Annotated in this window: 26 protein-coding genes; 13 read left to right on the plus strand and 13 right to left on the minus strand. The window is 73.0% G+C overall.

All coding sequences use genetic code 11. The annotated features are described in order from the left end of the window. Positions 1–31 precede the first annotated feature (31 nt). Positions 32–673, plus strand: coding sequence for a DUF4232 domain-containing protein (locus ACFYYJ_RS06760; protein ID WP_389129276.1), 642 nt, complete (start codon positions 32–34; stop codon positions 671–673). Between the two features lie 28 nt (positions 674–701). Here ACFYYJ_RS06760 and ACFYYJ_RS06765 read toward each other — a convergent pair whose 3' ends face one another. Beyond that, a complete protein-coding gene (locus tag ACFYYJ_RS06765; protein WP_389129279.1) occupies positions 702–857 on the minus strand; it encodes a hypothetical protein in 156 nt (51 codons plus the stop codon). Between the two features lie 465 nt (positions 858–1322). Here ACFYYJ_RS06765 and ACFYYJ_RS06770 point away from each other — a divergent pair, with 465 nt between their 5' ends. The 5 genes from ACFYYJ_RS06770 to ACFYYJ_RS06790 all read left to right on the plus strand — a co-directional run bounded on the left by ACFYYJ_RS06770 (position 1323) and on the right by ACFYYJ_RS06790 (position 5530). Beyond that, positions 1323–1739 (plus strand): GNAT family N-acetyltransferase, encoded by a 417-nt coding sequence (locus ACFYYJ_RS06770; protein WP_389129282.1) that lies wholly within the window; start codon positions 1323–1325, stop codon positions 1737–1739. A 166-nt stretch (positions 1740–1905) separates the two neighbouring features. Further along, on the plus strand, positions 1906–2928 hold the full coding sequence (locus ACFYYJ_RS06775) for an ATP-binding cassette domain-containing protein (protein ID WP_389129285.1): 1023 nt from the start codon (positions 1906–1908) through the stop codon (positions 2926–2928). Continuing rightward, on the plus strand, positions 2925–3644 hold the full coding sequence (locus ACFYYJ_RS06780; RefSeq protein WP_385128431.1) for an ABC transporter permease: 720 nt from the start codon (positions 2925–2927) through the stop codon (positions 3642–3644). The genes ACFYYJ_RS06775 and ACFYYJ_RS06780 overlap by 4 nt, the downstream gene beginning before the upstream one ends. Positions 3645–3647: 3 nt before the next feature. Further along, positions 3648–4928, plus strand: a complete 1281-nt coding sequence (locus tag ACFYYJ_RS06785; protein ID WP_389129288.1) for a sensor histidine kinase — start codon at positions 3648–3650, stop codon at positions 4926–4928. Then, on the plus strand, positions 4925–5530 hold the full coding sequence (locus tag ACFYYJ_RS06790) for a response regulator (RefSeq protein WP_385128432.1): 606 nt from the start codon (positions 4925–4927) through the stop codon (positions 5528–5530). Before ACFYYJ_RS06785 ends, ACFYYJ_RS06790 begins: the two co-directional genes overlap by 4 nt. A gap of 4 nt (positions 5531–5534) precedes the next feature. On the opposite strand, the gene ACFYYJ_RS06795 is transcribed toward ACFYYJ_RS06790, so the two are convergent. Then, on the minus strand, positions 5535–6365 hold the full coding sequence (locus tag ACFYYJ_RS06795; RefSeq protein ID WP_389129292.1) for a class I SAM-dependent methyltransferase: 831 nt from the start codon (positions 6363–6365) through the stop codon (positions 5535–5537). A gap of 153 nt (positions 6366–6518) precedes the next feature. On the opposite strand from ACFYYJ_RS06795, the gene ACFYYJ_RS06800 reads away from it, so the two are divergent. Together ACFYYJ_RS06800 and ACFYYJ_RS06805 are read left to right on the plus strand one after the other, a co-directional pair. Further along, entirely contained in the window at positions 6519–6938 is a 420-nt protein-coding gene (locus ACFYYJ_RS06800) for a hypothetical protein (protein ID WP_385363073.1), read from the plus strand. Then, entirely contained in the window at positions 6935–7255 is a 321-nt protein-coding gene (locus tag ACFYYJ_RS06805) for a winged helix-turn-helix domain-containing protein (protein WP_389129295.1), read from the plus strand. Before ACFYYJ_RS06800 ends, ACFYYJ_RS06805 begins: the two co-directional genes overlap by 4 nt. A gap of 54 nt (positions 7256–7309) precedes the next feature. Here ACFYYJ_RS06805 and ACFYYJ_RS06810 read toward each other — a convergent pair whose 3' ends face one another. Further along, positions 7310–7786, minus strand: a complete 477-nt coding sequence (locus ACFYYJ_RS06810) for a VOC family protein (RefSeq protein WP_389129297.1) — start codon at positions 7784–7786, stop codon at positions 7310–7312. A 155-nt stretch (positions 7787–7941) separates the two neighbouring features. After that, entirely contained in the window at positions 7942–8337 is a 396-nt protein-coding gene (locus ACFYYJ_RS06815) for a nuclear transport factor 2 family protein (RefSeq protein WP_385363079.1), read from the minus strand. A gap of 89 nt (positions 8338–8426) precedes the next feature. Between ACFYYJ_RS06815 and ACFYYJ_RS06820 the strand changes: the two genes are divergently transcribed. Further along, positions 8427–9014, plus strand: a complete 588-nt coding sequence (locus tag ACFYYJ_RS06820) for a TetR/AcrR family transcriptional regulator (protein WP_385128439.1) — start codon at positions 8427–8429, stop codon at positions 9012–9014. A 60-nt stretch (positions 9015–9074) separates the two neighbouring features. Here the strand turns inward: ACFYYJ_RS06820 and ACFYYJ_RS06825 are convergent, their stop codons facing one another. Continuing rightward, positions 9075–9602 carry a hypothetical protein gene (locus ACFYYJ_RS06825; RefSeq protein WP_389129301.1) on the minus strand — a complete coding sequence of 176 codons (528 nt, stop codon included), beginning with the start codon at positions 9600–9602 and terminating at the stop codon, positions 9075–9077. 93 nt (positions 9603–9695) lie between these two features. Beyond that, entirely contained in the window at positions 9696–10778 is a 1083-nt protein-coding gene (locus tag ACFYYJ_RS06830; protein WP_389129304.1) for a MerR family transcriptional regulator, read from the minus strand. 154 nt (positions 10779–10932) lie between these two features. Between ACFYYJ_RS06830 and ACFYYJ_RS06835 the strand changes: the two genes are divergently transcribed. Further along, a complete protein-coding gene (locus ACFYYJ_RS06835) occupies positions 10933–12045 on the plus strand; it encodes an ABC transporter substrate-binding protein (protein ID WP_385363086.1) in 1113 nt (370 codons plus the stop codon). Positions 12046–12084: 39 nt separating this feature from the next. Then, a complete protein-coding gene (locus ACFYYJ_RS06840) occupies positions 12085–12861 on the plus strand; it encodes a hypothetical protein (RefSeq protein ID WP_385363088.1) in 777 nt (258 codons plus the stop codon). A 32-nt stretch (positions 12862–12893) separates the two neighbouring features. Here ACFYYJ_RS06840 and ACFYYJ_RS06845 read toward each other — a convergent pair whose 3' ends face one another. Continuing rightward, entirely contained in the window at positions 12894–13892 is a 999-nt protein-coding gene (locus ACFYYJ_RS06845; RefSeq protein WP_389129308.1) for a zinc-dependent alcohol dehydrogenase family protein, read from the minus strand. A gap of 79 nt (positions 13893–13971) precedes the next feature. Then, positions 13972–14724, minus strand: coding sequence for an intradiol ring-cleavage dioxygenase (locus tag ACFYYJ_RS06850; protein WP_389129310.1), 753 nt, complete (start codon positions 14722–14724; stop codon positions 13972–13974). A gap of 202 nt (positions 14725–14926) precedes the next feature. Here ACFYYJ_RS06850 and ACFYYJ_RS06855 point away from each other — a divergent pair, with 202 nt between their 5' ends. Then, a complete protein-coding gene (locus ACFYYJ_RS06855) occupies positions 14927–16159 on the plus strand; it encodes a PP2C family protein-serine/threonine phosphatase (RefSeq protein ID WP_389129312.1) in 1233 nt (410 codons plus the stop codon). A gap of 19 nt (positions 16160–16178) precedes the next feature. After that, positions 16179–17147, plus strand: coding sequence for a TAXI family TRAP transporter solute-binding subunit (locus ACFYYJ_RS06860; RefSeq protein WP_389129314.1), 969 nt, complete (start codon positions 16179–16181; stop codon positions 17145–17147). A 5-nt stretch (positions 17148–17152) separates the two neighbouring features. Here ACFYYJ_RS06860 and ACFYYJ_RS06865 read toward each other — a convergent pair whose 3' ends face one another. From ACFYYJ_RS06865 to galT, 5 genes are all read right to left on the minus strand, one after another. After that, entirely contained in the window at positions 17153–18550 is a 1398-nt protein-coding gene (locus ACFYYJ_RS06865; RefSeq protein WP_389129316.1) for an ATP-binding protein, read from the minus strand. After that, a complete protein-coding gene (locus ACFYYJ_RS06870; protein WP_389129319.1) occupies positions 18547–19251 on the minus strand; it encodes a response regulator transcription factor in 705 nt (234 codons plus the stop codon). The genes ACFYYJ_RS06865 and ACFYYJ_RS06870 overlap by 4 nt, the downstream gene beginning before the upstream one ends. Before the next feature lie 55 nt (positions 19252–19306). Next, positions 19307–20701: an MFS transporter gene (locus ACFYYJ_RS06875; protein ID WP_389129322.1), complete on the minus strand. Its 1395-nt coding sequence runs from the start codon at positions 20699–20701 to the stop codon at positions 19307–19309. Positions 20702–20844: 143 nt separating this feature from the next. Continuing rightward, entirely contained in the window at positions 20845–22059 is a 1215-nt protein-coding gene (gene galK, locus ACFYYJ_RS06880; protein WP_389129324.1) for a galactokinase, read from the minus strand. Next, a complete protein-coding gene (galT, locus tag ACFYYJ_RS06885; RefSeq protein ID WP_385363104.1) occupies positions 22056–23105 on the minus strand; it encodes a galactose-1-phosphate uridylyltransferase in 1050 nt (349 codons plus the stop codon). Before galT ends, galK begins: the two co-directional genes overlap by 4 nt. Between the last annotated feature and the right edge of the window lie 50 nt (positions 23106–23155).

A 23155-nucleotide genomic window follows, 5' to 3' on the forward strand; every position in this document is an offset into this window, starting at 1 on the left:
CGCACCTCGCGCCTCTCACCCGGGGGAACTCATGAGCACCGTCCGCAGAACCGCCGTCCTCCTCGCCTCCGCGTCCGCCCTCGCCGCGCTGACCGCCTGCGGGCCCACCGGGGACGACGCTGCGGGCGGGGCCACCACGCCGCCGGCGAGCCCGACCCAGACCGCGACGCCGCCGGTGAGCCCGACGAAGGCCGCGACCCCGACCCCGACCAAGCCGAATCCGAAGCCGAAGCCGGCGACGTCCACCGACCCCGACTACGACGTCTTTCCGTGCAGCACGTTCGACGTGAAGTTCACCGCGAGCCTGGCGGACCCGACGAGCAGCAGCTACCTGCTGAAGGTCACCAACAAGGGCACCAAGGCCTGCAAGGTGCTCGGCCACCCGATCGTGACCTTCGGAGACCTGGACGGCCACGCCACCGAGCGGGGCAAGGCCCCCGCGATCGAGGCGGCGATCCGGCTCGCCCCGGGTGAGACCGCGTACGCGGGGCTCATGGGCGGCGCCAACGACGGCAAGGGCAAGACCGTGAACGAGATCGCGATGACCATGAGCACTGAATCCGACCTCAAGCAGACGCCCCTCAAGGCCTCCACCCCGGGTCTGTACGTCTCGCCCGACAAGAACTCCGTGACCGCCTGGATGAACAACGCGGAAGACGCGCTCAGCCTGTAGTGCGGGTTCGGGGCTGCCTCCTCCCGGCTTACGGCCTGATGTCGTAGAGCAGGTGGAACGGATCCTCCTGCGTGGACCGGGCCACGCTGGTGCATCCCGCCTCGGTGCACGGTTCGCGTACGACCGCCTCGGGCATGCCGCATGTCCCGAGGGCGGCGCCGCCGTTCGCGAGGGAAGTCGCCATGCATCGACATGCTCCCCGGCCCCAAGGCCGGGAATTCCCGTCTGCTCCCACCGCATGGGGGTTCGCTTCGGGCGGGTTCCTGTTTCATCGCGCTGTGCCGGGACGAGTCCTCGTCTTACCCGCGCTCCGCAGGCTGTCACGGCCGGTCCGGCCGCCTTGGCGACGTTGACCGCCTCGTCCCACGCGCCCTGCCCCGCCACGGTGTTCCTCCCGGCCGTCGAGTGCGATCACGGGGTGTGACCGGCCGGGCAAGCGAAGCGCCGGGCCGCTCCCTCGCGCCACCCGAGCCGGGTTCTCACCCGATCCGCGTACGGGGTGGACCGGGGGCGTGGGAGCGGGAGGCCTCATGGCCCCCGTCTGCGGGTCTTTCGTCCAGAGCCTGCCTTTTGTAATGGCCAAAGGGTGATCTGATCTATTACCGTTGGGTGGGAGAACCTCGGACACCCGGCAAGGAGCTGCAGCAGCATGTGGAAGTGTGAACAGGTCGTCGGTGGCGAACTCGACGTGGCGGAAGCGGCCGCGCTCTACCGGGCGTCCACTCTCGCCGAGCGCCGTCCGGTGGAGGACACGCAGCGCTTCGCGCGGATGCTCGCCGGCGCCAACCTCGTCATCGTCGCCCGGGACGAGGAGGGCCACCTCATCGGCATCTCCCGCGCCATCACCGACGGCGTCTACTCCACCTACCTCAGCGACCTCGCGGTCGACGCGGCCTACCAGGGCAGGGGAGTGGGGCGCGACCTGATCCGAGCCACCCGTGAGGCCGCTCCGGAAGCCAAGCTGATCCTGCTGGCGGCCCCCGCGGCCGTGGACTACTACCCGCACGTCGGGTTCACCGCCCACGGCTCCGCCTGGACGATGCCCGGCCCGGCCGCTTCGGCCTGACCGTCCGAGCCCTCGCGCCGCGAGCCCGGCGTCGTCTTCGTGCCCCGCGCCGCCTGCGGCCCCGTCCCGGGGACCGGAAGCGCCCCGGGGCCGTGACATTTGTACTGCCGGCGTCCGTACATGCGCATCTGCCGGAGAGGCCGTCACGCTCCGTAGCGTGGTGGACATGACGCAGACGACCAAGACACCGAGAACCGAAGCCGGTTCACCGGCGGGAGCGCAGCCCGCGATCCGCTTCCGGGGCGCCGGCAAATCCTTCGGCCCCGTCCACGCCGTCACCGGTGTCGACCTCGACGTGCGGCGCGGTGAGACGGTCGCGCTGCTGGGCCGGAACGGCGCGGGGAAGTCCACCACCATCGGCCTCCTGCTCGGCCTGGACGAACCCGACGCGGGCGTCGTCAGCCTCTTCGGTGGGACCCCCGAACAGGCGGTACGGGCCGGGCGGGTGGGCGCGATGCTCCAGGAGGGGCGCGCCGTCCCGCGGATCACCGTACGGGAGCTCGTGGCTTTCGTGGCCCGTACCCACCCGGCGCCTATGCCCGTCGCCGAAGCGCTGGAACTCGCCGGGCTCACCGCTCTCGCCGGCCGCCGGGTCGACAGGCTCTCCGGGGGTCAGGCCCAGCGCGTCCGTTTCGCCGTCGCCCTCGCGGGGAACCCGGAGCTGATCGTGCTCGACGAGCCGACCGCCGCCCTCGACGTCGAGGCGCGTCGCACCTTCTGGGAATCCATGCGGGGTTATGCCCGGCGCGGCAACACCGTCCTGTTCTCCACCCACTACCTGGAGGAGGCGGACGCCCACGCCGACCGGATCGTCGTCCTCCACCGGGGCCGGATCGTCGCCGACGGCACGGGCGAGCAGCTGCGGCGCACCGCCGGCTGCGGCTCGCTGGTCTCCTTCGACCTGGGCGGCGGTTCCTCCGCCTTCCTCGGGGGTCTGCCGGGGGTGTCCGGCGTGGAGATACGCGGCGACCGCGCCCGGCTTCGTACGCAGGACCCGGACGCCACCGTCACCGCCCTCGCCGGACTCGGCGCCCTGCGTCGCGTCGAGGTCACCGCGCCCTCCCTGGAGGACGCCTTCCTCGCCCTTACCGGCGAAGCCGCCACCGAGGTCCCCTCCGCCGCCATATCCGCATCCGTATCCGCATCCGGATCGGCTTCCGCTTCCGCTGTCGAGGAGAAGGCCCGATGATCACCGCCTATGTCCGGCTGGAGGTCCGCCGTACCCTGCGCGACACCGGCTTCGTCGTTTTCGGCATCGGCATGCCCGTGCTGATGTACCTGCTCTTCACCAACCTGGGCAGTACCGAGGGCGAGTGGAAGACCGCCTCCATGGTGGCCATGGCCGCGTACGGTGCCCTGGGCGCGGCCCTGTCGACCGGGACCGGCGTCGCCGAGGACAAGGGCGTGGGCTGGCTGCGCCAGCTGCGCGTCACCCCGATGTCCCCGCGCCAGGTGGTGGCCGGGCGGGCGCTGACCGGGTCGGTGATCGTGCTGCCCGCCATCGCCGTGGTGCTCGCCGCGGGCGCGCTCGTCAACGGGGTCCGGCTGGAGGTCTGGCAGTGGGCCGCCGTCACCCTCGTGCTCTGGCTCGGCGCGCTCCCCTTCACGCTGCTCGGCATCGGGAACGGCTACCGGCTCACCGCACAGACCACCGGCCTGGTCAACGTGGGCTGCAGCCTCGCGCTCTCCGTGGCGGGTGGGCTCTGGTTCCCCGTCGAGCTCTTCCCGGACTGGATGCGCTCCCTGTCCGAGTTCACGCCGACCCGCCGCTTCGCCGAGATCGGCCAGTCCCTGGCGGCCGGAGCGGCACCCGGGCTCGCCGCCGTCGCCGTCATCGCCGTGTGGGCCCTGCTGTTCGGCTCGTACGCGGTTCTCTCGTACCGTCGGTCCGCGAGGACGGTCTAGGACATGGAACGGGGAACCGGAATGGGCGGCAAGCGGGGGATCGTGTGGGAGCGGCGGCCCGATTGGCAGGCTCGCATGTCCGAATGGCGGGCCGCGGAGCACAAGCGCAGGACGGGTGCGGAGTCGTCCGGGGAGGACCACGGCCCCGACCGGGGCTGCGGCGGTGGCAACGACCCGGGGTCGGCGCGCGGGCCGAGGGCCTTCACCCTCCTGCCCTGGCTGCTCCTCGGCATGGGTGCCGTCTCCAACGTCATCCACGGCGAGACCCCGAACCCCTGGGTGGGCGCCCTGGGTCTGCTGACCTTCAACTCCCTCTACATCACCCTGGTGTTCCGCGCCTTCCACGAACGGGCCCGGGAGGCGGCCGGCACCCGCTGGTGCCTGGTCGGGCTGGGGCTCGTGACCTGCGCGCTCGCCCTCGCGTACGGGGACAACTGGCTGCTGTTCTTCCCGCTGCTGGGCCTGGCCACCGGGGCGGTGCTTCGCGGCCGCCTGCTCGGCCGGGCGATGGTCGGGATAACGGCACTGGCCGCGGCGGTCTCGGCGCTGCACGAGGGCTGGGACGCCATCGGTATCGTCTACGGAACTCTTCTCTCCGGGATGGTCACCGGGGCCATCCTGGGCCTCGCCGAGACGGTGCGGGAACTGCGTGACACGCGTCAGGAGCTGGCCAGGGCCGCCGTGGACCAAGAGCGGCTGCGCTTCGCCCGGGACCTCCACGACCTGCTCGGCCACACCTTGTCGGTGATCGTCGTCAAGTCCGAGGCGGCCCGTCGGATAGCTCCCCGCGACATGGAGGCCGCCCTCGAACAGGTCCGCGACATCGAGTCGGTGGGCCGCCAGGCGCTGACCGAGATCCGCGAGGCCGTCACCGGTTACCGCGAGTCGAGCCTCGCGGCCGAACTCGACCGTGCCCGTGGGGTGCTGACCGCCGCCGGCATCGAGCCCGTCGTACGGCAGTCCGGCCCCCCGCTGCCCCCGCAGGCGGCGGCGCTGCTGGGCTGGGTGGTGCGCGAGGCCGTCACCAACGTCATCCGGCACAGCGGCGCGGCCACCTGCGAGATCGACGTGCACGGCGGCGCGGAACGGGCCGACCTGGTGATCACGGACGACGGGGACGGCGTAGGCTCGACCCCTCCGGGCAGCGGACTGACCGGACTCGCCGAACGCCTCGCCGCGGCGGGCGGCACCCTGAGCAGCGGCCCGGCGCCGGGCCGGGGCTTCCGGGTCACCGCCGGACTCCCGGTCGAGACGGCCGAGGAAGCGAACGAGGGGGGCCGATGATCAGGATCCTGCTGGCCGAGGACCAGGGCATGATGCGCAGCGCACTGGCCCTGCTGCTCGGGCTGGAGGAGGACATCGAGGTCGTGGCGCAGGTCGCCGCCGGGGACGCGATCGTGCCCGCGGCGCTGGAGGCCCGGCCCGACGTGGCCCTGCTCGACATCGAACTCCCCGGCCGCAGCGGCCTCGACGCGGCCGCCGAACTGCGCACCGCGTGCCCGGAGTGCCGGGTGCTGATCCTGACCACCTTCGGCCGGCCCGGTTACCTGCGCCGGGCGATGGAAGCCGGTGCCGCGGGGTTCCTGGTCAAGGACGGGCCGGTCGAGGAACTGGCCGCCGCGGTACGCCGCGTGCTCGCCGGGGAGACCGTGATCGACCCCTCGCTCGCGGCCGCCGCGCTGAGCGCCGGACCCAGCCCGCTGACCCCGCGCGAAGTCGACGTACTGAACGCCGCCGTCGACGGGGCGACCGTCGCCGACATCGCGGCGAAGGTGTACCTGTCGGAGTCGACGGTGCGCAACTACCTGTCGTCGGCCATCGGCAAGACCGGCACCCGCAACCGGATGGAAGCCGTCCGAGCGGCGCGCCGCCAGGGTTGGCTCTGACGGATCACACCCCGTCCCGGCCCGGGCTGGCCTCGCCCTTCCGGCCCCAGGTCGTGAGCATCCCCGGGGACAGGCCGGTGCACTCGGGGGAGTCCAGGTAGCGCACGGCCTCGTCGAGGCCGGCGTCGTCGATCAGGCCCGTTGCCGTCATCGCCGCTCGGGCCCGGTCCCAGGTGTCGGCCCAGAACCGGCTGATCGGGCTCCCCGGTAGGAGCGGCGGTACGTGGATCTCGGCCGCCACCGACTCCAGCCCGGCGGCCCGCAGCAGCTCGGGGCGGCGGGGCACCTGGGAGACGTCCGTCCCGATGGTGTCGCGCAGCCCCTGCCACATGGCCCGCATGGCGCGGGTGTACGGGGTCGAGGGCGCCGAGTCCGTGGTCAGGTCGACCGCGTCGCTGATCACCAGGACCCCGCCCGGGGCGAGCAGCCCGGCGAGCCGGGAGACCAGCTGCCCCGCGGACGGCAGGTGCATGAGCACGAACCGGGCGTGGACCAGTCGGAACGGCCCGGGGGAGAAGTCCTCGGAGGTGATGTCCGCCTGGAGGGTGCTCAGCCCCGGGACGGGGTGCGCGGCGAGGAACCGTACGTCGCGGTCCACCGCGAGGACCCCGTCCACTCCCGCCTCGTCGAGCAGTCGGCGTGCCACCGTGCCCGTACCCGCGCCCACCTCCAGGCAGCTCCAGCCGGGCCCCACGCCGAGCTGCCGCAACCGGTCCATGGTCGTCTCGTCGTAGACGAGGGCGCCGAGATCGATGCGTTCGTCCTCGCCGCGTTCCTCGGGACGGAAGACCCGCTCACCGTAACGGCCCTCGTTCCGGGGCCCTGTACCGGCCATGTCGCCATTGTGACAAGAGCGGACGGATGCCACATGTCGTGGGCGCTGTGCCTTTTCCATTCGTGCTTCTAGTTGCCGACTTGGAAAGTAGAAGTCATTCTGGATAGGAGATCGGGCGGTCGGGAGACGACCGCACCACGGAGGGGGACGGGCATGGACGGAACGGGAAGCACCGCCGGGGCGTTGGGGCGGGCGTCCGAGTTGGAGAAGGCGGCGCTCCGGCGCAGCGGCTGGTACGGGCGCTACCTCGCGGTGTTCGGCGGCAGCCAGCTGTTCCTGGTGCCGATGGCCCTGCTCTGGCGGGGGCCCGCCGCGGGCGCCGCGTTCGCCATGGCGCAGGCGCTGATCGTCGGCGGGCTGAGCCTGTACGCGGCCCGGCAGCGCGTCATGCGGCGCGGCTTCGGGATCCTGCACGGACTGGTCATCGGAACCTGGGGCCTGCTCTTCGCCGCGACCGTGGTCCTGGGTGTCAACGTCTTCACCGGTAACGTGGCCTTCGCCGCCACCGGGGCCGTGGTCTGTGCGCTGCCGGCCGCGGTCGGCGCCGCGCTCGAACTGCGGCGGCAGTCGTGACCCCCGACCCGGGGTCCGGAACCCATCCCCGGCACGGGCTGGATCCGCTGCTCAACGCCCCGGTCCGGCTGTCCGTGGTCGCGGCCCTGGCGCCGCTGGACAAGGCCGAGTTCGGCTTCTTGCGCGATCTGGTCGAGGTGTCGGACTCGGTCCTCTCCAAGCAGGTCGCGGCGCTGGAGGAGGCTGGCTACGTCGAGGTGCACAAGGGGAGGGTGGGTCGTCGCCCGCGGACCTGGCTCTCCCTGAGCGCGGAGGGGCGTGCGGTCTACCGGCGCCACCTGGAGGCCCTGCGGGCCATCGCGACCGACTGGCCATAGCGACCGACTGGCCATCGCGACCCACTGGCCGCGGCGACCGACCGGCCGTGGCGTTCAGCCGCCGTTCTCCGCCGACCGCATCGCCTCCTCGGACCGCTTCCTCATCTCGTCCGGCTGTACGTCCTCGATGTGGGAGGCGACGTTCCAGCGGTGGCCGAAGGGGTCCTGGAACTGGCCGGTGCGGTCGCCGTAGAACTCGTCCCTGACCGGCCTCAGTTCGGTCGCGCCCCGCGCGAGCGCCTCGGCGAAGACCGCGTCGACGTCCTCTACGTACACGTGCAGGGTGACGGGCGTGCCGCCCACCGCCGCCGGGGAGCGGAAGTCCATCTCCGGGTGCTCGTCCGCGAGCATGACGAGCGAATTGCCGAGCTCCAGCTCGGCGTGGCCGATCCTGCCTTCCGGCGCGGACATCCGCATCCGCTCGCGCGCGCCGAGCACGGAGACGTAGAAGTCGATCGCGGCCGCGGCCCCGTCGACGCAGAGGTACGGGGTGACGCGCGGGTACCCCTCGGGAACGGGCTGGACGGTCACGGGGCTCCTGCCTTTCCGGATGGTGGCGATCGGTCACCGTCGACCGCCGCCTGTGACCACAGATATCCCGAACCCCCGGCAAGGGCGTCCGCGCCGCGCGAGCGCCGGGCACCCGATGCCCCGAAGGGCGCCGGCCCGGCTCGCGACTTCCGCACCTACTCGCCGTCGGCCTCGGAGGCCAGCGGAACCTCTCCCGCGGTCTTGCTGAAGCCGAGCGCCTCGACGATGCGGCCGTCGGTGACGCGCATGACGTTGACCCCGGACACCCACTCGTCGGCGCCGTCGCCGAAGCGGTAGGTCCACAGGATCGTGGCGCGATCGCCCGCCACGAGCACCTCCTGCGGGGTGAACTGCGAGCTGCGGTCCTCGGCGAGCGCTCCCCACCAGGCGGTACACGCTTCGAGCCCGACGACCCGCTCGCCGGTCGGCGCGGGCTGGACGCTCTCCATCACGCAGTCCTCGGCGATCAGATCGTGCAGGAGATCGGCCTTGTGCTCGATGAACACCCGGTTGAAACGGTCGATGACCTCGGCGGTGCTGCGTACGGACATGACGCCTCCTCGAAAGGGATAGACCGTTCGGTCTACTCATATAGATAGACCGGTTGATCTACCGTGTCAAGGGCCGGCAGAATCGCCCCATGACCACCACCACCGCGACTGCCGCCGCCAAGCCGGGCCCCCGGGAACGGCTGCTGCTGGCGGCCCAGGAGCTCACGTACACCCAGGGCGTCGGCGTCGGCGTGGACGCCCTCCTCAAAGCGGCCGGCGTCGCCCGCCGCTCGCTGTACGAGCACTTCGGCGGCAAGGACGGCCTCATCGCCGAGGTGCTGCGCCGCAGCACCGCCGAGGACGAGGCGGATTACCGCGCGACGATGGCCGCCGTGGGGGAGGACCCCCGCGCCCGGCTCCTCGCCGTCGTCGACCGGCTCGGCGCGATCGCCTCGGCCCCCGACTTCCACGGCTGCCGCTACCTCGCGGCCGACCTCGCACTCTCCGACCCGGCCCACCCCGGTCACGAGGTCACCCGGGCCTACCGGAACACCGTCCACGGCCTGTTCCGGGACGAATTCGCTGCCCTCGGCCACGTGCGGCCCGAATTCGCCGCCGACCAGCTGCTCATCCTCGTCGACGGCCTCCTCGCCGCCGGCGCGACCCGCCCCGGCACCCGGACCGCGGCCGCCTCCCGCGAACTCGCCGAGCACATCATCGACTCGGGCCTGTCGTAGCCACCGACGACAAGGAGATCGCCGAGCGCTACCCGGCCGTCGCTGACGCCGCCTTCTGAATCAGCGGCCGTACGAGCCGCGGCAGAGCTGGGTGATCGCTGGGCTCGTGACCCCCTGCGAGGACCGGCATAGCTCCGCCATGTCGACGCGGCCGGGTGCGGGCGCGGGTCCGCCGCGCCGTGGCGCCGCGGGCTTCGCGGCCGGAGCGTGCCGCTTCGGCTCGGACTTGGGCTTGGCCTTCGGCCGCGGTTTCGGCTTCGGCACCGCCCCGGCCCGCGGCGGCCGGTGCTCGGAGCGCCGTTCGGCGGCCGGGGGGCCGGAATCGGGCTCCCGGCGGAGTTCGGGCCGCTGCCCGCCCGAGTCCGGCGTCGTCCCCTCCGGCCCGCCCACCGCCGGCACCGGTGCCGGAGCCGAGTTCGCGGGCAGCCGTGTCAGCGGCCAGGCGGCGGGCGGCGTGCCGGGGGGTGTGCCGGCGGAGGTGCGGGCCGCCGGCTGTTTCCCGTCGCCGATGCCCGAGCCCGGGACGGTCACGCAGCCCGAGGCGGCCAGCAGGGCGATGAGGACGAGGGGAAGGGTCCGGCGGCGCATTCGATCACTGTGGCGCACCCGGGCCGGGTCCCGCGCCGACGGCACGCGGAGATGACCCCGACGAGTGATCACCGGGAGCCCGGCGCCAGGAGGTCAGCTCTCCAGGCGGACGGGCATCAACAGCGAGAACGTCTCCTCGGTGTCGGTCCGGCGGATCGCCAGGGGCGCCGTGGGAGCACCCAGTTCCAGGACCAGCTCGTCCCGGCCTCCGGCGGCGAGGGCGTGGAGCAGGAACTCGCGGTTCACGGCGACACGACCCTGGTCCTCGTCACCGTCCTCGCAGACGGCCACGGCCCCGTCGGCCGTCACCTTGAGCACGGTGAGATCGCAGGCCACGCCGTCCTGTTCGCGCACCTCGCCCGCGCGGACGGGACCGGTCTCCACCGCTTCCCGGAAGGCCGGGACGTCCACGACGACCCGGCGCCCGGCCGGCAGGCGGACGAGGCGGCGGTAGTCGGGGAACTCGTGATCCAGGGCCCGGCCGGCCACCTGACGGCCCCCGGTCTCCATGGTCACGCGGTCACAGTCCACGGTGAGTTCGACGGGTGCGTCGTCGCTCAGCAGCGCCCGCATCGCGTCGGCGAGCGGCGACGGCACGATGGCCTGTACGCGCGGCGCGGCGCCACCGGTGGTGCCGACGTGCGCCACCGCCATCCGGTACCGGTCGGTGGCCACGACGCGCAGCGCGTCACCCTCGATGTCGAACAGGACTCCGCCGAGCATCGGCAGCTCCGGATCGGCACTGGCTGCGAAGCGGACCGCGTCCAGAGCGGCGGCCAATTCGGGGGCGGGCACGGAGGGTCGGACGGCGTTGGTACGGAGGGAAGTCATGGGGTTCTCCCTGTGTTCGAGTAGGGCTCGGATCGTGGAGAACTCGGTGCGGGCGTCGGACAGCCCCAGTTCGAGACGGCGTAGATGGGCCTCCAGCAGCTTCAGGACCAGGTCGGTGTCCGCACCGGACCATCCGGCGAGGACCAGCCGGATGTCCGCCAGCGGCATGCCGGCCCGGCGCAGCCGCGCCAGCAACCGGGCCTCTTCGACCTGCTCGGTCCCGTACCAGCGGTAGCCGCTGACCGGATCGACCCACGCCGGGACCAGCACACCCGCACGGTCGTAGAACCGCAGCGCACTGACGCCCAGCCCGCTGTCCCGGGCCATTTCACCGATACTGCGCATCTCGCTCTCCACACCCGTGACTCTGGCCCCTCCACCAGGTCGAGGGTCAATCCCGGTCCGCAGGCCCTCGGCGCACGCTACCGCGAACCCGATGATTCGCTCGTATTTGCGGTTAAGCTGCGGCAGAGATCGTCGAACGGGAGACACCCAGCGCATGCGCACGCCATCATCAAGCCTCGGAACAAAGGGAATTGACGGGTCGTCCGTACGGATCGGCGCCCTCGTCCCGCTGACCAGACCCGGCTGGGTCGATGCCGGCCGGCACCTGCTCGCCGGACTCGAACTGGCCGCTCGCGAGGTCAATGATGCCGGCGGGATCGACGGCAGACCGCTCGAACTGCTGGTCCGGGACACCGCGGCCGATCCGCAGCGGGCCGCGGACGCCGTGGACGAACTGGCGGGCCTGGGCGTGGCCGCCCTCGCGGGGGAGTACCACAGCGTCGTCGCCCGCGCCGCGGCCGCCAGGGCCGACGCCCTCGGCCTGCCGTTCCTCTGCTCCTCGGCGGTGCTCGACTCCCTCACCGAGCAGCCGACGCCGTGGGTCGCGCGCCTCGCCCCGGCCCAGTCGCACGGCTGGCGGATCTACGCCGACTTCCTCCTCGGCGCGGGCCACAGCCGTATCGCGGTGGCCGCCGAACCGAGCGCGTACTGGGCGTCGGGCGCCCGCATCCTCCGGGACCACCTCGCGCCGCACGGCGGCGCCGTGTTCGAGCTCGATGCCCGCACCCTGACCCCCGCCACCCTGTGCGACGAACTCGTCGGCACCCGCGCGACCGCACTCCTCCTCCTGACCGGCTTCCCCGAGCCGGCCGTGTCGATCGTCCGGTCCGTCCGCGGCGACCGGCGCCTCGCCGGGATCACCATCGGAGCTCCCGCCGGACAGCCGGAGTTCGCCGAATGGGCGGCCCTGACGGCCGACGACGGAGCCGCGGTCCCGTTCCTGCGCTACCTCCCCGAGAACCTCACCCCGCTCGGCGTCGGCGTCGAGAAGGCCCTGAGCGAGAGTCTGGGCGAAGCGCCCTCCTTCGTGGCCTTCGAGGGCTACGACACGGTCGCCGTCCTCGCCGACGTACTGCGTACCCACGGCACGGACCCGGCGCGCATCGCCGAATCCTGGTCACGCGTCGAGATCGAGGGCACGCGCGGGCTGATCCGGTTCTCCCGCGAGCCCGGGATCGGCGTGTGGCAGTGGGCGTGGCCGCCGGTCCAGGTAGTCGACCGGGATCCGGCGGCACCCGGCCGCCTCCGCATCCGCCACACCGGCTGACAAGAAGCACCTCCTCACCACCCAGGCCCAAGGAGATCCATGGTCGACACCGTCAACTCGCTGGCCACCCGCACCCACGAACTGTTGGTGGCGCTCATGACCCAAGGTCCCGCCGGGGTGGGCGCCGCCACCGCGGGCATCCACGACATCATGGCGCGTGCCACGGCGCTCGGACCGGACGCCGCGTGGCTCGCCGCCTCGGGCCACGCGACCCTCGCCGGCCTGGCCCTCGTGCGCGGACAGGCGGACGAGGTCATCCACCACCTGGACACGGCGGTGGCGGGCGGCTTCAACGACTGCGTGGCGCTCCACAGCGCCCCCATACGTCCGCTGCACGGAGATCCCCGCTTCCGGGCGCTGTACGAACGGATGCGCGTCACTCCGGCCGACCTCGACGAACTCTTCTGGCTGCACCAGGAGATGCAGATCATGACGAGGGAGTCCCAGGACGCGACCGTCGACAACATCGGCCGCCTCGACACCGGGGTGTCGCCGCTCCCCGCCGCCCCCATGCCGACCCGCCGGCCGAACACCCCCGGCGTCCTGATCACCCGGATCGATCTCGCCGTGACCCAGGCCGCACTCCAACAGGCTGCGATCAAGGCCGAGTTCCAGCGCAGTGCCGGGAACACCAGCCTCAGCCTCATCGACGACACGTGGGACTACCCCCGTGCGAGGCGCGACGCCTGGGACGCCGACGTACTGGACACGCGGCGCCACCAGGCCGCCGCCGCACGCGCGTTCGTCGAACGCCCCGGCGTCGGCACCATGCTCATCCCCTGCCCGCCACTGGGCTCGATCTCCTACCCGGCCTGAGACCGGCAACCCGGCTGATCGGGCACGGCGTCTCAGTGGTCCACGGTGACCACGATCTTGCCGAACTGGGTGTTGGATTCCATGTGTTCGTGCGCCCGCACGATCTCCTCGAGCGGGAACACGCTGTCCACCACCGGGTGCAGGGTCCCGTTGCGCAGGCCCGAGGTGATGAACGCCGTCGCGCGGCGCATCCGCTGCGGGTGACGGGTGATCTCCAACATCGTGTAGGTGCGCATGTTCAGCGCGGGCATGCCCAGGTCGAATCCGGGGTAGGGCGTGGGCTGCCCGCTCTGCGCGCCCCACAGGAACAGCGTGCCGTCGGGGGCCACTCCCCGGGCGAGGTCCACCACGCCCGGTCCGGCGACGGCGTCGAAGACGAACTCGGCGCCCCGGCCGCCGGTCAGCTCCAGCAGGCGTCCCGTCACGTCCTCCTCGTCCGAGACGATCACCTCGGCCGCCCCCGCGTCCAGCAGCCGCTGCCGCTTGTCGCGGGTACGGGTCACGGCGACCGGGGTCGCGCCCACCCGGTCGGCGGTCTGGATCGCGGCCAGGCCGACGCTGCTGGAAGCGGCCGTCACCACCGCCACGTCGCCCGCCCGCATCCCGCCCACCTCGACCATCGCCCCGTACGCCGTGAGGTACGGCATCCACACGGCCGCGCCCGTCACCGCGTCCACGCCCTCCGGGCGGGGCAGGACGGCGCTCGCCGGAACGACCGCCCGCTCGGCGTACACGCCGTAGTCGTTGTGGGAGAAGCTCGGCACGACGCTCACCGCCAGGCCCGGTTCGAGCCCGGCCACCCCCGGCCCGACCGCCTCGACCACACCGGCCGCCTCGTTGCCGAGCCCGGAGGGCAGTTGCTTCACCCCCTCGATGTACCGGCCGCTCCGGAACAGCGCCTCCGCCCTGTTCAGCCCGATCGCGTCGACCCGTATGCGCACCTCACCCGCTCCCGGCTCGCCGGTGTCGAGGTCCTCCACCCGTAACACCCCGGGCCCGCCCAATGCGTGGAACCGCACGGTCCTCGCCATGTCGCTCTCCTTCGTCCGACGCCGATGCCGACGTGAGAGGGAACTGCGATCACGGGCCGGTCCTTCCCGCATCCGGGCGTCAGGCGATGCCCACCGTGAACGCGGCGCGGTACCCGTCGCCGTCGGGCGAGAGCGGCAGCGTCATCGTGGCGCCGGCGGCGCGGTAGCGGCTGTCCCGGCTGTTGGGGTGCTTCGGGGCGGGCCGGCGCGCGTACGGCCGGCGCGCGTACACCTCCAGCAGGAGGTCCTCGGGGAAGAAGAACTGCGAGGTGGTCTCGGTACGCGCGTCCGGGTGCACCTTGAAGTGGATGTGCGGCGCCAGTCCCGCGTACCAGCCGGGCACGATCGTACGGAACACGCACCGACCCGCCGCGTCCGTGACCTGGGTGCCGCGCAGGAAGGTGGCCTTGCCGGTGGAGTAGTCGCCCGAGGAGTCGGCGTGCCAGACGTCGAAGCGGGCGCCTTCGAGCGGCCGGCAGCCCTCCGACACCTTGACCACCGTCAGGTCGAGGCGCAGCGGCACGCCTCCGCGGCCCTCGGTGATGTCGGACCGGACCCGGTCCAGGTCCATGTAGTACGGACCCGCGCCCGCCTCCGTGGCCAGGACACAGGTCGGAGTGTCGGTCCCGCCGGGTGGCCGGGACGCCCGGCCCGCCGCGCCTCCGGTGCCGACCTGGCCGCCGCAGGCCGTGGTGAGCGCGGCGGCCCCGGCCGACCCGGCGGCCAGCAGGACCGCCCGGCGGCTGGTCCGGGAGACCTCGTTCCCGGCTTCGGTCCCGGCGTCGCTCCCGGATTCGGTTCCGGGTTCGTTTCCGGCTTCGTTCTCGGCCATGCGAACCCCTCACATGTGCCTCTGGGTGCCGTCACGCGCGGACGGCTGCGCACAGTGACCAACCGTGCCGGACGGTGGGGTCGCCGTTCCGTACCGACACACCCAGGTCACGTGAACGGCCCGCTCGCCGCCGTCGTGGCATGGTGGGAACCGGGAACCCCGTGATCGGAACGGTGGCCGGCGTTTCGGGCAGGTGGACATGATGAGCGGACCCGTCATCGACTACCAGGCGGTCTTCGAGGCCCTGCCCGGCGCCGTCGCCCTGCTGACCCCGGAACTGGTGTACGCGGAAGCCAACGAGGCCTTCCTCTCCATGGCCGGGCGCACCCGCGAGCAGGTGATCGGCCGCTACCTGTTCGACGTCTTCCCCGACAACCCCAACGACCCGAGCGCGACCGGCATGCGCAACCTGTACGCGTCCCTGCGGCGGGTCGCGGTCACCGGCGAACGCGACACCATGGCGCTGCAGCGCTACGACGTGGAGTACCAGGACCGGCCCGGTGAGTGGGAGGAACGGTACTGGAGCCCGGTCAACGTCCCCGTACTGGCCGCCGACGGTTCCGTGGCGCTGCTGCTGCACCGGGTGGAGGAGGTGACGGAGCTGATCCGCGCCCGCGGGGACCGCTCCGGCAGCGATCACGCCTCCGTGCTGGAGGCCGAGCTCTACACCCGCGCCCGGGAGCTCCAGGAACTCAACGAACGGCTGCGCCGGGCCATCGCCCGGGAACGCGAAGTGGCCCTCCACCTCCAGCAGGCGATGCTCCCCGCGCCGCGGCCGCTGGCCCACCACCAGGCCGCCGTGCGCTACCGGCCCGCCGTCGGGGCCCTGAACGTGTGCGGCGACTGGTACGACCTCGTGGACCTGGCCGACGGTCACCGCACGGCCGTCGCCGTCGGCGACGTCGTCGGCCACGGGCTGCGGGCGGCCGGGGTCATGGGCCAGCTGCGCAGCGCGCTGTCCGCGGCCTCCCGCGTCGCCGACGGTCCCGCCCGGGCCCTCGAAGTCGTCGGCCTGTACTCCCGCTCCGTCGAGGGCGCCGAATCCACCACCGCCGTGTCGGTCTTCATCGACTGGAACAGCCGCACCCTCTCCTACAGCAGCGCGGGACACCCCCCGCCCGCACTGTGCCGGCCCGACGGCACCGTCACCTTCCTCGACGGGGCGACCGACCCCCCGCTGGGCGTCCGCCCCGAGCACGTCGCCCGCCCCCAGGCACAGACCGCGTTCACCGAGGGTTCCGTACTCGTCCTCTACACCGACGGGCTGGTCGAACGCAGGCGGGAGGACATCGACACCGGCCTGGACCGGCTCGCCCGTTCCCTCACCCGCCACCACACCTCCGACCCCGACACCCTCGCCGACGGGCTCCTCGCCGACCTCATCCCGCCCGCCGGGGTCACCGACGACACCGCCCTCATCGTCGTGAGGCTGTGAGGGCCGCTACGCTTCCGCCGTGAGCAGCGAGCCGTGGAGCCGGCGACGGGCGGTCGGCGCGGCAGCCGGGGCGCTCGCGCTCGCCCTGTCCGGCTGCTCGGGGGAATCCGCCCCGGTACGGCGTCTGCGCATCGCGACCGGGCCGGAGGGCGGACCGTACAACGCGTTCGGCCAAGCCCTCGCGCGGGCCGTCGCCGCGAGCGGAGGCCCGCTGGAAGTCGTACCGGTGAGCACGTCCGCCAGCGTGGACAACCTGCGGAGGCTGGAGGACGGTTCCGCCGACCTGGCGCTGGCCATGGCCGACGTGGCCGAGGACGCCGCACTGGGGCGCGAGCGGTTCTCCCGACCCGCCGCGGTGACCGCGCTGGCCCGGATCTACGTGAACCACACGCACCTCCTCGTGCCGGCGGACGGTCCGGTGCGGGCGGTGGGGCAGCTGGCGGGCCGTCCGGTCGCGGCCGGTGCGGCGGGCTCGGGGGTGCAGGTCCTGGCCGGGCGGGTGCTGACCGCGGCCGGGCTGGGCGAGGGCCCGTCGCAGGCCCACGAGCGGCAACTGGGCCTCACCGAATCGACGCGGGCGCTGCGCGCGGGCACGGTCGACGCGCTGTTCTGGTCCGGTGGTGTGCCCACCCCGGCGCTGTCGGCACTGGCCGGCGAACTGCCCCTGCGCTTCCTGCCGTTGGACGGCTACGTGGGAGCCCTGCGGGAACGCTACGGCCCCGTCTACGCGGCGGTCACGCTCCCGGCTTCGGCGTACGGGCTGACGGAGCCGGTGGGAACCATCGGAGTGGGCAACTACCTGCTGGCCCGCGACGACGTCCCGGCGAGCGCCGTACGCCCCCTGCTGCGGGTGGTGTTCGACCGCCGGCACGACCTCCTGCGCGAAGTGACGGCCGGTGCGCGCCTCGAACCGCGGTTCGCCGTCTCGACGGGGAAGGTGCCGCTCCACCCGGGCGCGGTCGCCTACTACCGCTCGGTGTACGGCTGAGTGGCTCAGGCGTGCGGCAGCCGGAGTTCGACGACCAGGCCTCGGGGCGCATTGGCTGCGACGTCGAGCGATCCGCCGCTGATCCGGGCGATCTCGTCGGCGATGGCCAGTCCGAGGCCGCTGCCCGCGACGTTCTGGTGCTCGGGGGAGCGCGCGAAGCGCCGAGTCAGAAGGGGGAGTTGGTCCTCCCGAACCCCCGGACCGTCGTCGGTGACCCGTACGACGGCCGTCCCGTCGGTGCCCCGCGCGGTGGTCACCTCCGTACGACCGCCCCGCGGCACGAACTTGACGGCGTTGTCGAGGAGCGCGTCCAGGATCCGGCCGGTGGCATCGGGCAGGGCGCGGGCGCGCAGATCCTCCGCGAGGTCCGCGGCGGCCAGTACCAGCCCGGCGTCGCGGAAGACCGGCTCCCAGGCCCGGACCCGTTCCCGTACCGCCCGTGACACGTCCTGCTCCTGAGGCTCCGCCGCACCGGACTCCACCCGGGCCAGGGCCAGCAGGCCGTCGAGCAACTCCTCCAGGCGCTCGGCCTCGTCGAGGGCGCGGGTGTGCTCGGTCCGGCCCGGGCCGGGGGCGACGTACGGTTCCACGTTCTCCAGTTGCAGCACCAGGGTGGCCAGCGGATTGCGCAGCTGGTGGGAGGCGTCGGCGACGAAATCGCGCTGGCGGCCGATGGACTCGGAGACGGCCTGCGCCATGGTGTTGAAGTGCTTCCGCAGACGGCGCAGTTCGGGTGGCCCGGTGGCGGAGACGGCCCGGGCCTGGAGACTGCCCGCGGCCAGGCCCTCCACCGCCCGGTCCAGGTCGAGGAGCGGGCGCATCAGCCAGCGCGAGATGCCCGCCGCGACCAGGGCCGCCGCCGCGAAGGCGGCGAGCGCCCCGGCGGCGATCAGCGACCAGCGGACCGTCACGTCCCGGCGGGCGGCGGTGGTCGGCACGGTCAGCAGGACGGCGCCGCTGACCCGCTCGTCCCGGCCGACCGGCTCCGCGAGCACGACGGACGCCGGGCCCCAGGGGCGCAGGGTGGGGAGCCGGTCGGTGGAGCGTCCGGTGAGGGCGCGCCGGCAGGCGTCCGAAGCGGCTGCGGCGGCTCCGGTACCGGAGCCGGATCCGGTACCGATGCCCGGGCCCGCCCGCGCGGTCGCCGTGCCCGCCGTGTCGACCACGACCACCCCCGCCCCGTACAGCTCGGCGTACCGGCCGATCTCGGCGGACAGTTCGGAGCGGTCGGCGTCGGTGCGCATCCGGTCGGCGAGGTCCGCGAACCGCACGGCGTCCGAGCGCCGTTGCAGGAGCAGGTGTTCGGTCCGTCCTCGTGCGTAGGCGTCGGCCAGGGGGAGGCAGAGCAACAGCGCCGCGACCCCCATCAGCACCATCAGCACCGCGAGGAGCCTGCGCCTCACCGAGCGCCGTCCGGCTCGCCGTGCGCGGCGGGGGAGCCCAGTTGGTAGCCGAACCCGCGGACCGTACGCACCAGACCGGAGCGGCCGGTCTTGGCGCGGATCCCCGCCACGTGGACGTCCAGTGAGCGGGAGGCGGCGAGGAACGCGTCGCCCCAGATCCGGTCCAGGATCTCCTCCCGGGACCGGACCTCCCCGGGGTGGGCGGCCAGCAGGGCGAGCACATCGAACTCGCGCCGCGTCAGCCGGACTTCGGTGCCCGCCACGGTGACCGTGCGGCCCGCCAGGTCGACCTCGACGTCCCCGGTGCGCACGGGCCCAACGCCCGTGTGGGCGGAGCCGACCGGGTGCGCGTCCGTCCGGCGGCGCACGGTGTCGATACGGGCCATCAGCTCGGCCATCCGGAACGGCTTGACGACGTAGTCGTCGGCGCCAGCCCGCAGCCCCGTCACGATGTCGCGCTCCTCGCAGCGGGCGGTCACCACGATCAGGGGAGCGGCGCAGACGGTGCGCAGCCGCCGCAGGAGCTCTATCCCGTCCAGGTCGGGCAGGCCGAGGTCGAGCAGGACGAACTCGGCCTCGCGGACGTGCAGCAGGGCGTCCAGGGCTCGGGAGACCCGGCGTACGGTGTGCCCCCGTTGGGTGAGTGCGGTGCCGAGCGCCTGGGCCATGCGGTCGTCGTCCTCGACGAGGAGCGCGTGCACGAACGGCCTCCTCGGGTCCGGCAGCCGGTGACCTGCGACAGGTTACCGGTGTGGATCAGCGCGCGGCATCGGCGGGAGCCGGAGCCGGCCGGCGACCCGCATCGGCGTCCGCATCGGTACCGGCCTCGGCGCGGCTGAGCGCGGCGTTGCGGGTGTCCGGCATCAGGACGTACGTCACGAGGGAGACCAGGGCGCAGCCGGAGACGTACCAGAAGAACATCGTCTCGCGGCCGCTGTTCTTGAACCACAGGGCCACGTACTCCGCGGTGCCGCCGAAGAGCGCGTTGGCGATCGCGTACGGCAGCGCCACGCCCAGGGCCCGCACCCGGGTCGGGAACAGCTCGGCCTTCACCGCCGCGTTGATCGAGGTGTAGCCGGTGACGATCACCAGGGCGAGCAGCGACAGGCCCAGCGCGGACCAGTACGAGGAGGCGGACCCGAGGGCGGTCATGATCGGGTACGTGCCGACGGTGCAGCCCACCGCGAAGGTGATCAGCAGGGGACGTCGCCCGATCCGGTCCGACAGCATCCCGGCGAACGGCTGCAGTACGGCGAAGAGGGTCAGCGCGGTGAAACTCACCAATGTGGCCGTCGTCTTGGCCATGCCCGCGCTGCCGACCAGGTACTTGGTCAGGTACGTGGTGTAGGTGTAGTAGGCCACGGTGCCGCCGAGGGTGAGCGCCATGACCAGGCCCGCCTGCCGCCGGTGCTCCCACAGGGCCTTCAGCGTGCCGCGCGTCCCGTCGTCGGGCGCTTCCCCGTCCGCCGCCTGTTCCTTGAACGCGTCGGTCTCCTGCAGACGCCGCCGCAGCCAGAAGACGACGACCGCGAACAGGGCCCCGAGGAGGAAGGGGACGCGCCAGCCCCATGCGGTCAACTGGGCCGTGCTGAGCGTGTGTTGCAGCGTGATCAGGATGCCCAGGCCGAGCAGTTGGCCGCAGGTCATCGACACGTACTGGAACGACGAGCCCAGGCCGCGCCGGTCGCGGGCCGACGCCTCGGTGAGGTAGGTGGCGCTGGCCGCGTACTCGCCGCCGATGCTCATTCCCTGGAGCAGGCGCGCGAGCAGCAGCACCAGGGCGCCGAAGTAGCCGGCCTGTCCGTAGGTCGGCGCGACGGCGATCAGGAGGGCGGCCACCGACATCATGGTGACCGTGAGGGTGAGGGCGCTCTTGCGGCCGTGCCGGTCGGCGGCGCGCCCGAGGATCCAGCCGCCGACGGGGCGCATCAGGAAGCCGACCGCGAAGATCCCCGCCGTGTTCATCAGCTGCGTGGTCGGGTTGTCGCCGGGGAAGAAGGAGTCGGCGAAGTAGATCGCGAAGCTGGCGTAGACGAACCAGTCGTACCACTCCACGAGATTGCCGAGCGAGCCGCCGATCAGGGCGAGGCGGCGCTTCTTCGCCTCGTCCGCGGACGGTGGTTCGGGCAGGGCGGCGGCGGACGAGGACATGGCGGCTCCAGACGGGAGTCCCCGGTGCGGGACGAGGAACGCGGAAGGTGTGTACTTCCCCGGCCCCCGTGCCGGGGAAGTCCCCAGAGCATGCGTCCGCCGTCGCACCCGGACAAGGACCGGCGGCCAGATCTAACGTCCCGCTAAGAAAGCGCGGTACGGGCTCCCTCCGACGGCGGCACGAGGCGGCGGGCGCCCGCCGACGGAGTCGCGGTGAGGACGTGCGGGGGGCGGTGGCCGGCGGCGGCGAAGGCGGCCGTGACGTGCTCGCCCACGATGTCCTCCTGCCCGGACCGCACCAGGGCGATGACGGACCCCCCGAAGCCGCCGCCCGTCATCCGCGCGCCGAGCGCGCCCGCCTCCAGCGCGGCCGCGACCGCGAGGTCGGTCTCCGGGCAGGAGACGCGGTAGTCGTCGCGCAGCGAGGCGTGGCCGGCGGTGAGGATCGGGCCGAGTGCCGCCGCGTTCCCCTCCCGCAGCCGGGACACGGTTTCGCCGACCCGGGCGTTCTCCGTCACCACGTGGCGGACCAGCGGGGCGAGTTCCTCCGGCAGCGCGTCCAGCGCGCCCGGGAGCTCCCCGGCCGACAGGTCGCGCAGGGCGGGCAGACCGAGCAGGGCGGCCGCCCTCTCGCACCCCTTGCGGAGGGCCGCGTAGGCCCCGTCGCCGAGGTCGTGGGCGACCCGGGTGTCGATCACCAGCAGCCGCAGGCCCTGGCCCCGCAGGTCGAAGGGCACGTGCCCGTGCCGCTCAGGGTTGCGGGCGTCGAGGTGGAGGGCGGATCCGGTGGTGCTGCACACGGACGCCATCTGGTCCATGATCCCGCAGGGCACGCCGACGAAGGCGTTCTCCGCGCGCTGGGCGATCCGGGCCAGATCCGCCCCGGGCAGGCCAAGCCCGTGCAGTTCGTCGTAGGCGACGGCGACCGCGCACTCCAGCGCGGCGGAAGAGGACAGTCCCGCGCCGGTGGGCACCGTGCTGTCGAAGTGGAGGTCCGCGCCCGAGACCGGGTTCCCCGCTTCGGCGAGCGCCCAGACCACCCCGGCCGGGTAGGCCGCCCAGCCGGTCACGGAGCCCGGGGCCAGAGAGGTCACGTCCAGGTCGGTGATCCGGCCGTCGCCCTGCGCGCTGTGCAGCCGCAGTCGCCCGTCCGTGCGGCGTCGGGCGGCGAGCAGGGTGCTCTGGGGGAGCGCCATGGGGAGGGCGAACCCGTCGTTGTAGTCGGTGTGTTCGCCGATCAGGTTGACCCGGCCCGGCGCCGCCCAGACCCCGTCCGGGGCGCCGTCGAAGAGCCGTCGGAACTCGGCGGCGACGCCGCGCGCCCGGCTCTCGTCGTCCCACTGGTCAGTCCGGTTCACGACAGGGCCTCCCGCAGCCGCCGCGCCGCCGCCTCGGGGGCGACGTCGTTGATGAAGGCTTCCGTACCCGACTCCGTCCCTGCGAGGAACTTGAGCTTGTCGGCGGTCCGCCGGATGGTGAACAGCTCCAGGTGCAGGGCCAGTTCCCCGCCTCCGGTGCGGGGAGCCTGGTGCCAGGCCGAGACGTACGGGGTGGGCGCCGGCGCCTCCGGCCGCCCGGGCGCGGCGAAGAGCCGGTCGAAGCGGCGCAGCAGGTCCTGGTAGATGCCGGGGAACTCGGCCCGCTCGGCCTCGTTGAGGCAGGTCAGGTCGGCGACGCGGCGGTGCGGGTGGAGGTGCACCTCGTACGGCCAGCGGGCGGCGTACGGCACGAAGGCGGTCCAGTGCTCCCCGGCCGCCACCACGCGCTCGGTGGCGGCGCGGGCACGCGCCACCAGGTCCTCGAAGAGGTTGCGTCCGGTGGCGGCGCGGTGGGCGGCCGCCGCCGCGACCATCTTGGCCGTACGGGGAGTGACGAAGGGGAACGCGTAGATCTGGCCGTGCGGGTGGCTGAGCGTCACCCCGATCTCGACCCCGCGGTTCTCGAAGCAGTACACCTGCTCGACCCCCGGGAGGGCGGAGAGCTCGGCGGTGCGGTCCGTCCACGCGTCCAGGACCAGGCGGGCGGCAGCCGGGCGGAGGTCGGCGAACCGGGCGTCGTGGTCGGGAGTGAAGCACACGACCTCGCAGCGTCCGACCGGGCCCGCGAGGGAGGGGAAGCGGTTCTCGAAGACGGCCACCTCGTAGTCGGCGGCGGGGATCTCGCCGAGCCGCCCGTCCCGGGACGGGCACAGCGGGCATTCCCCGGCGGGCGGGTGGTAGGTGCGGCCCTGCCGGTGGGAGGCGATCGTGATCCAGTCGCCGGTGGCCTCGTCCCGCCGCAGCTCGGGCCGGCTGTCCACGGGCTCCAGCGGGCGCAGGTCGGGAGCCTCTCGCACGGCGCTCGGGTCGGTGTCGAAGTAGATCAGTTCGCGGCCGTCCGCGAGTTTCGTGAGTGTTTTCTTCACCCGTCAAGAATAAACAGAACCGAACAGCAAGCACCAGCAAGAGCGTTGAA

The sequence above is a fragment of the Streptomyces sp. NPDC002467 genome (assembly GCF_042889825.1).
GTDB lineage: Bacteria > Actinomycetota > Actinomycetes > Streptomycetales > Streptomycetaceae > Streptomyces.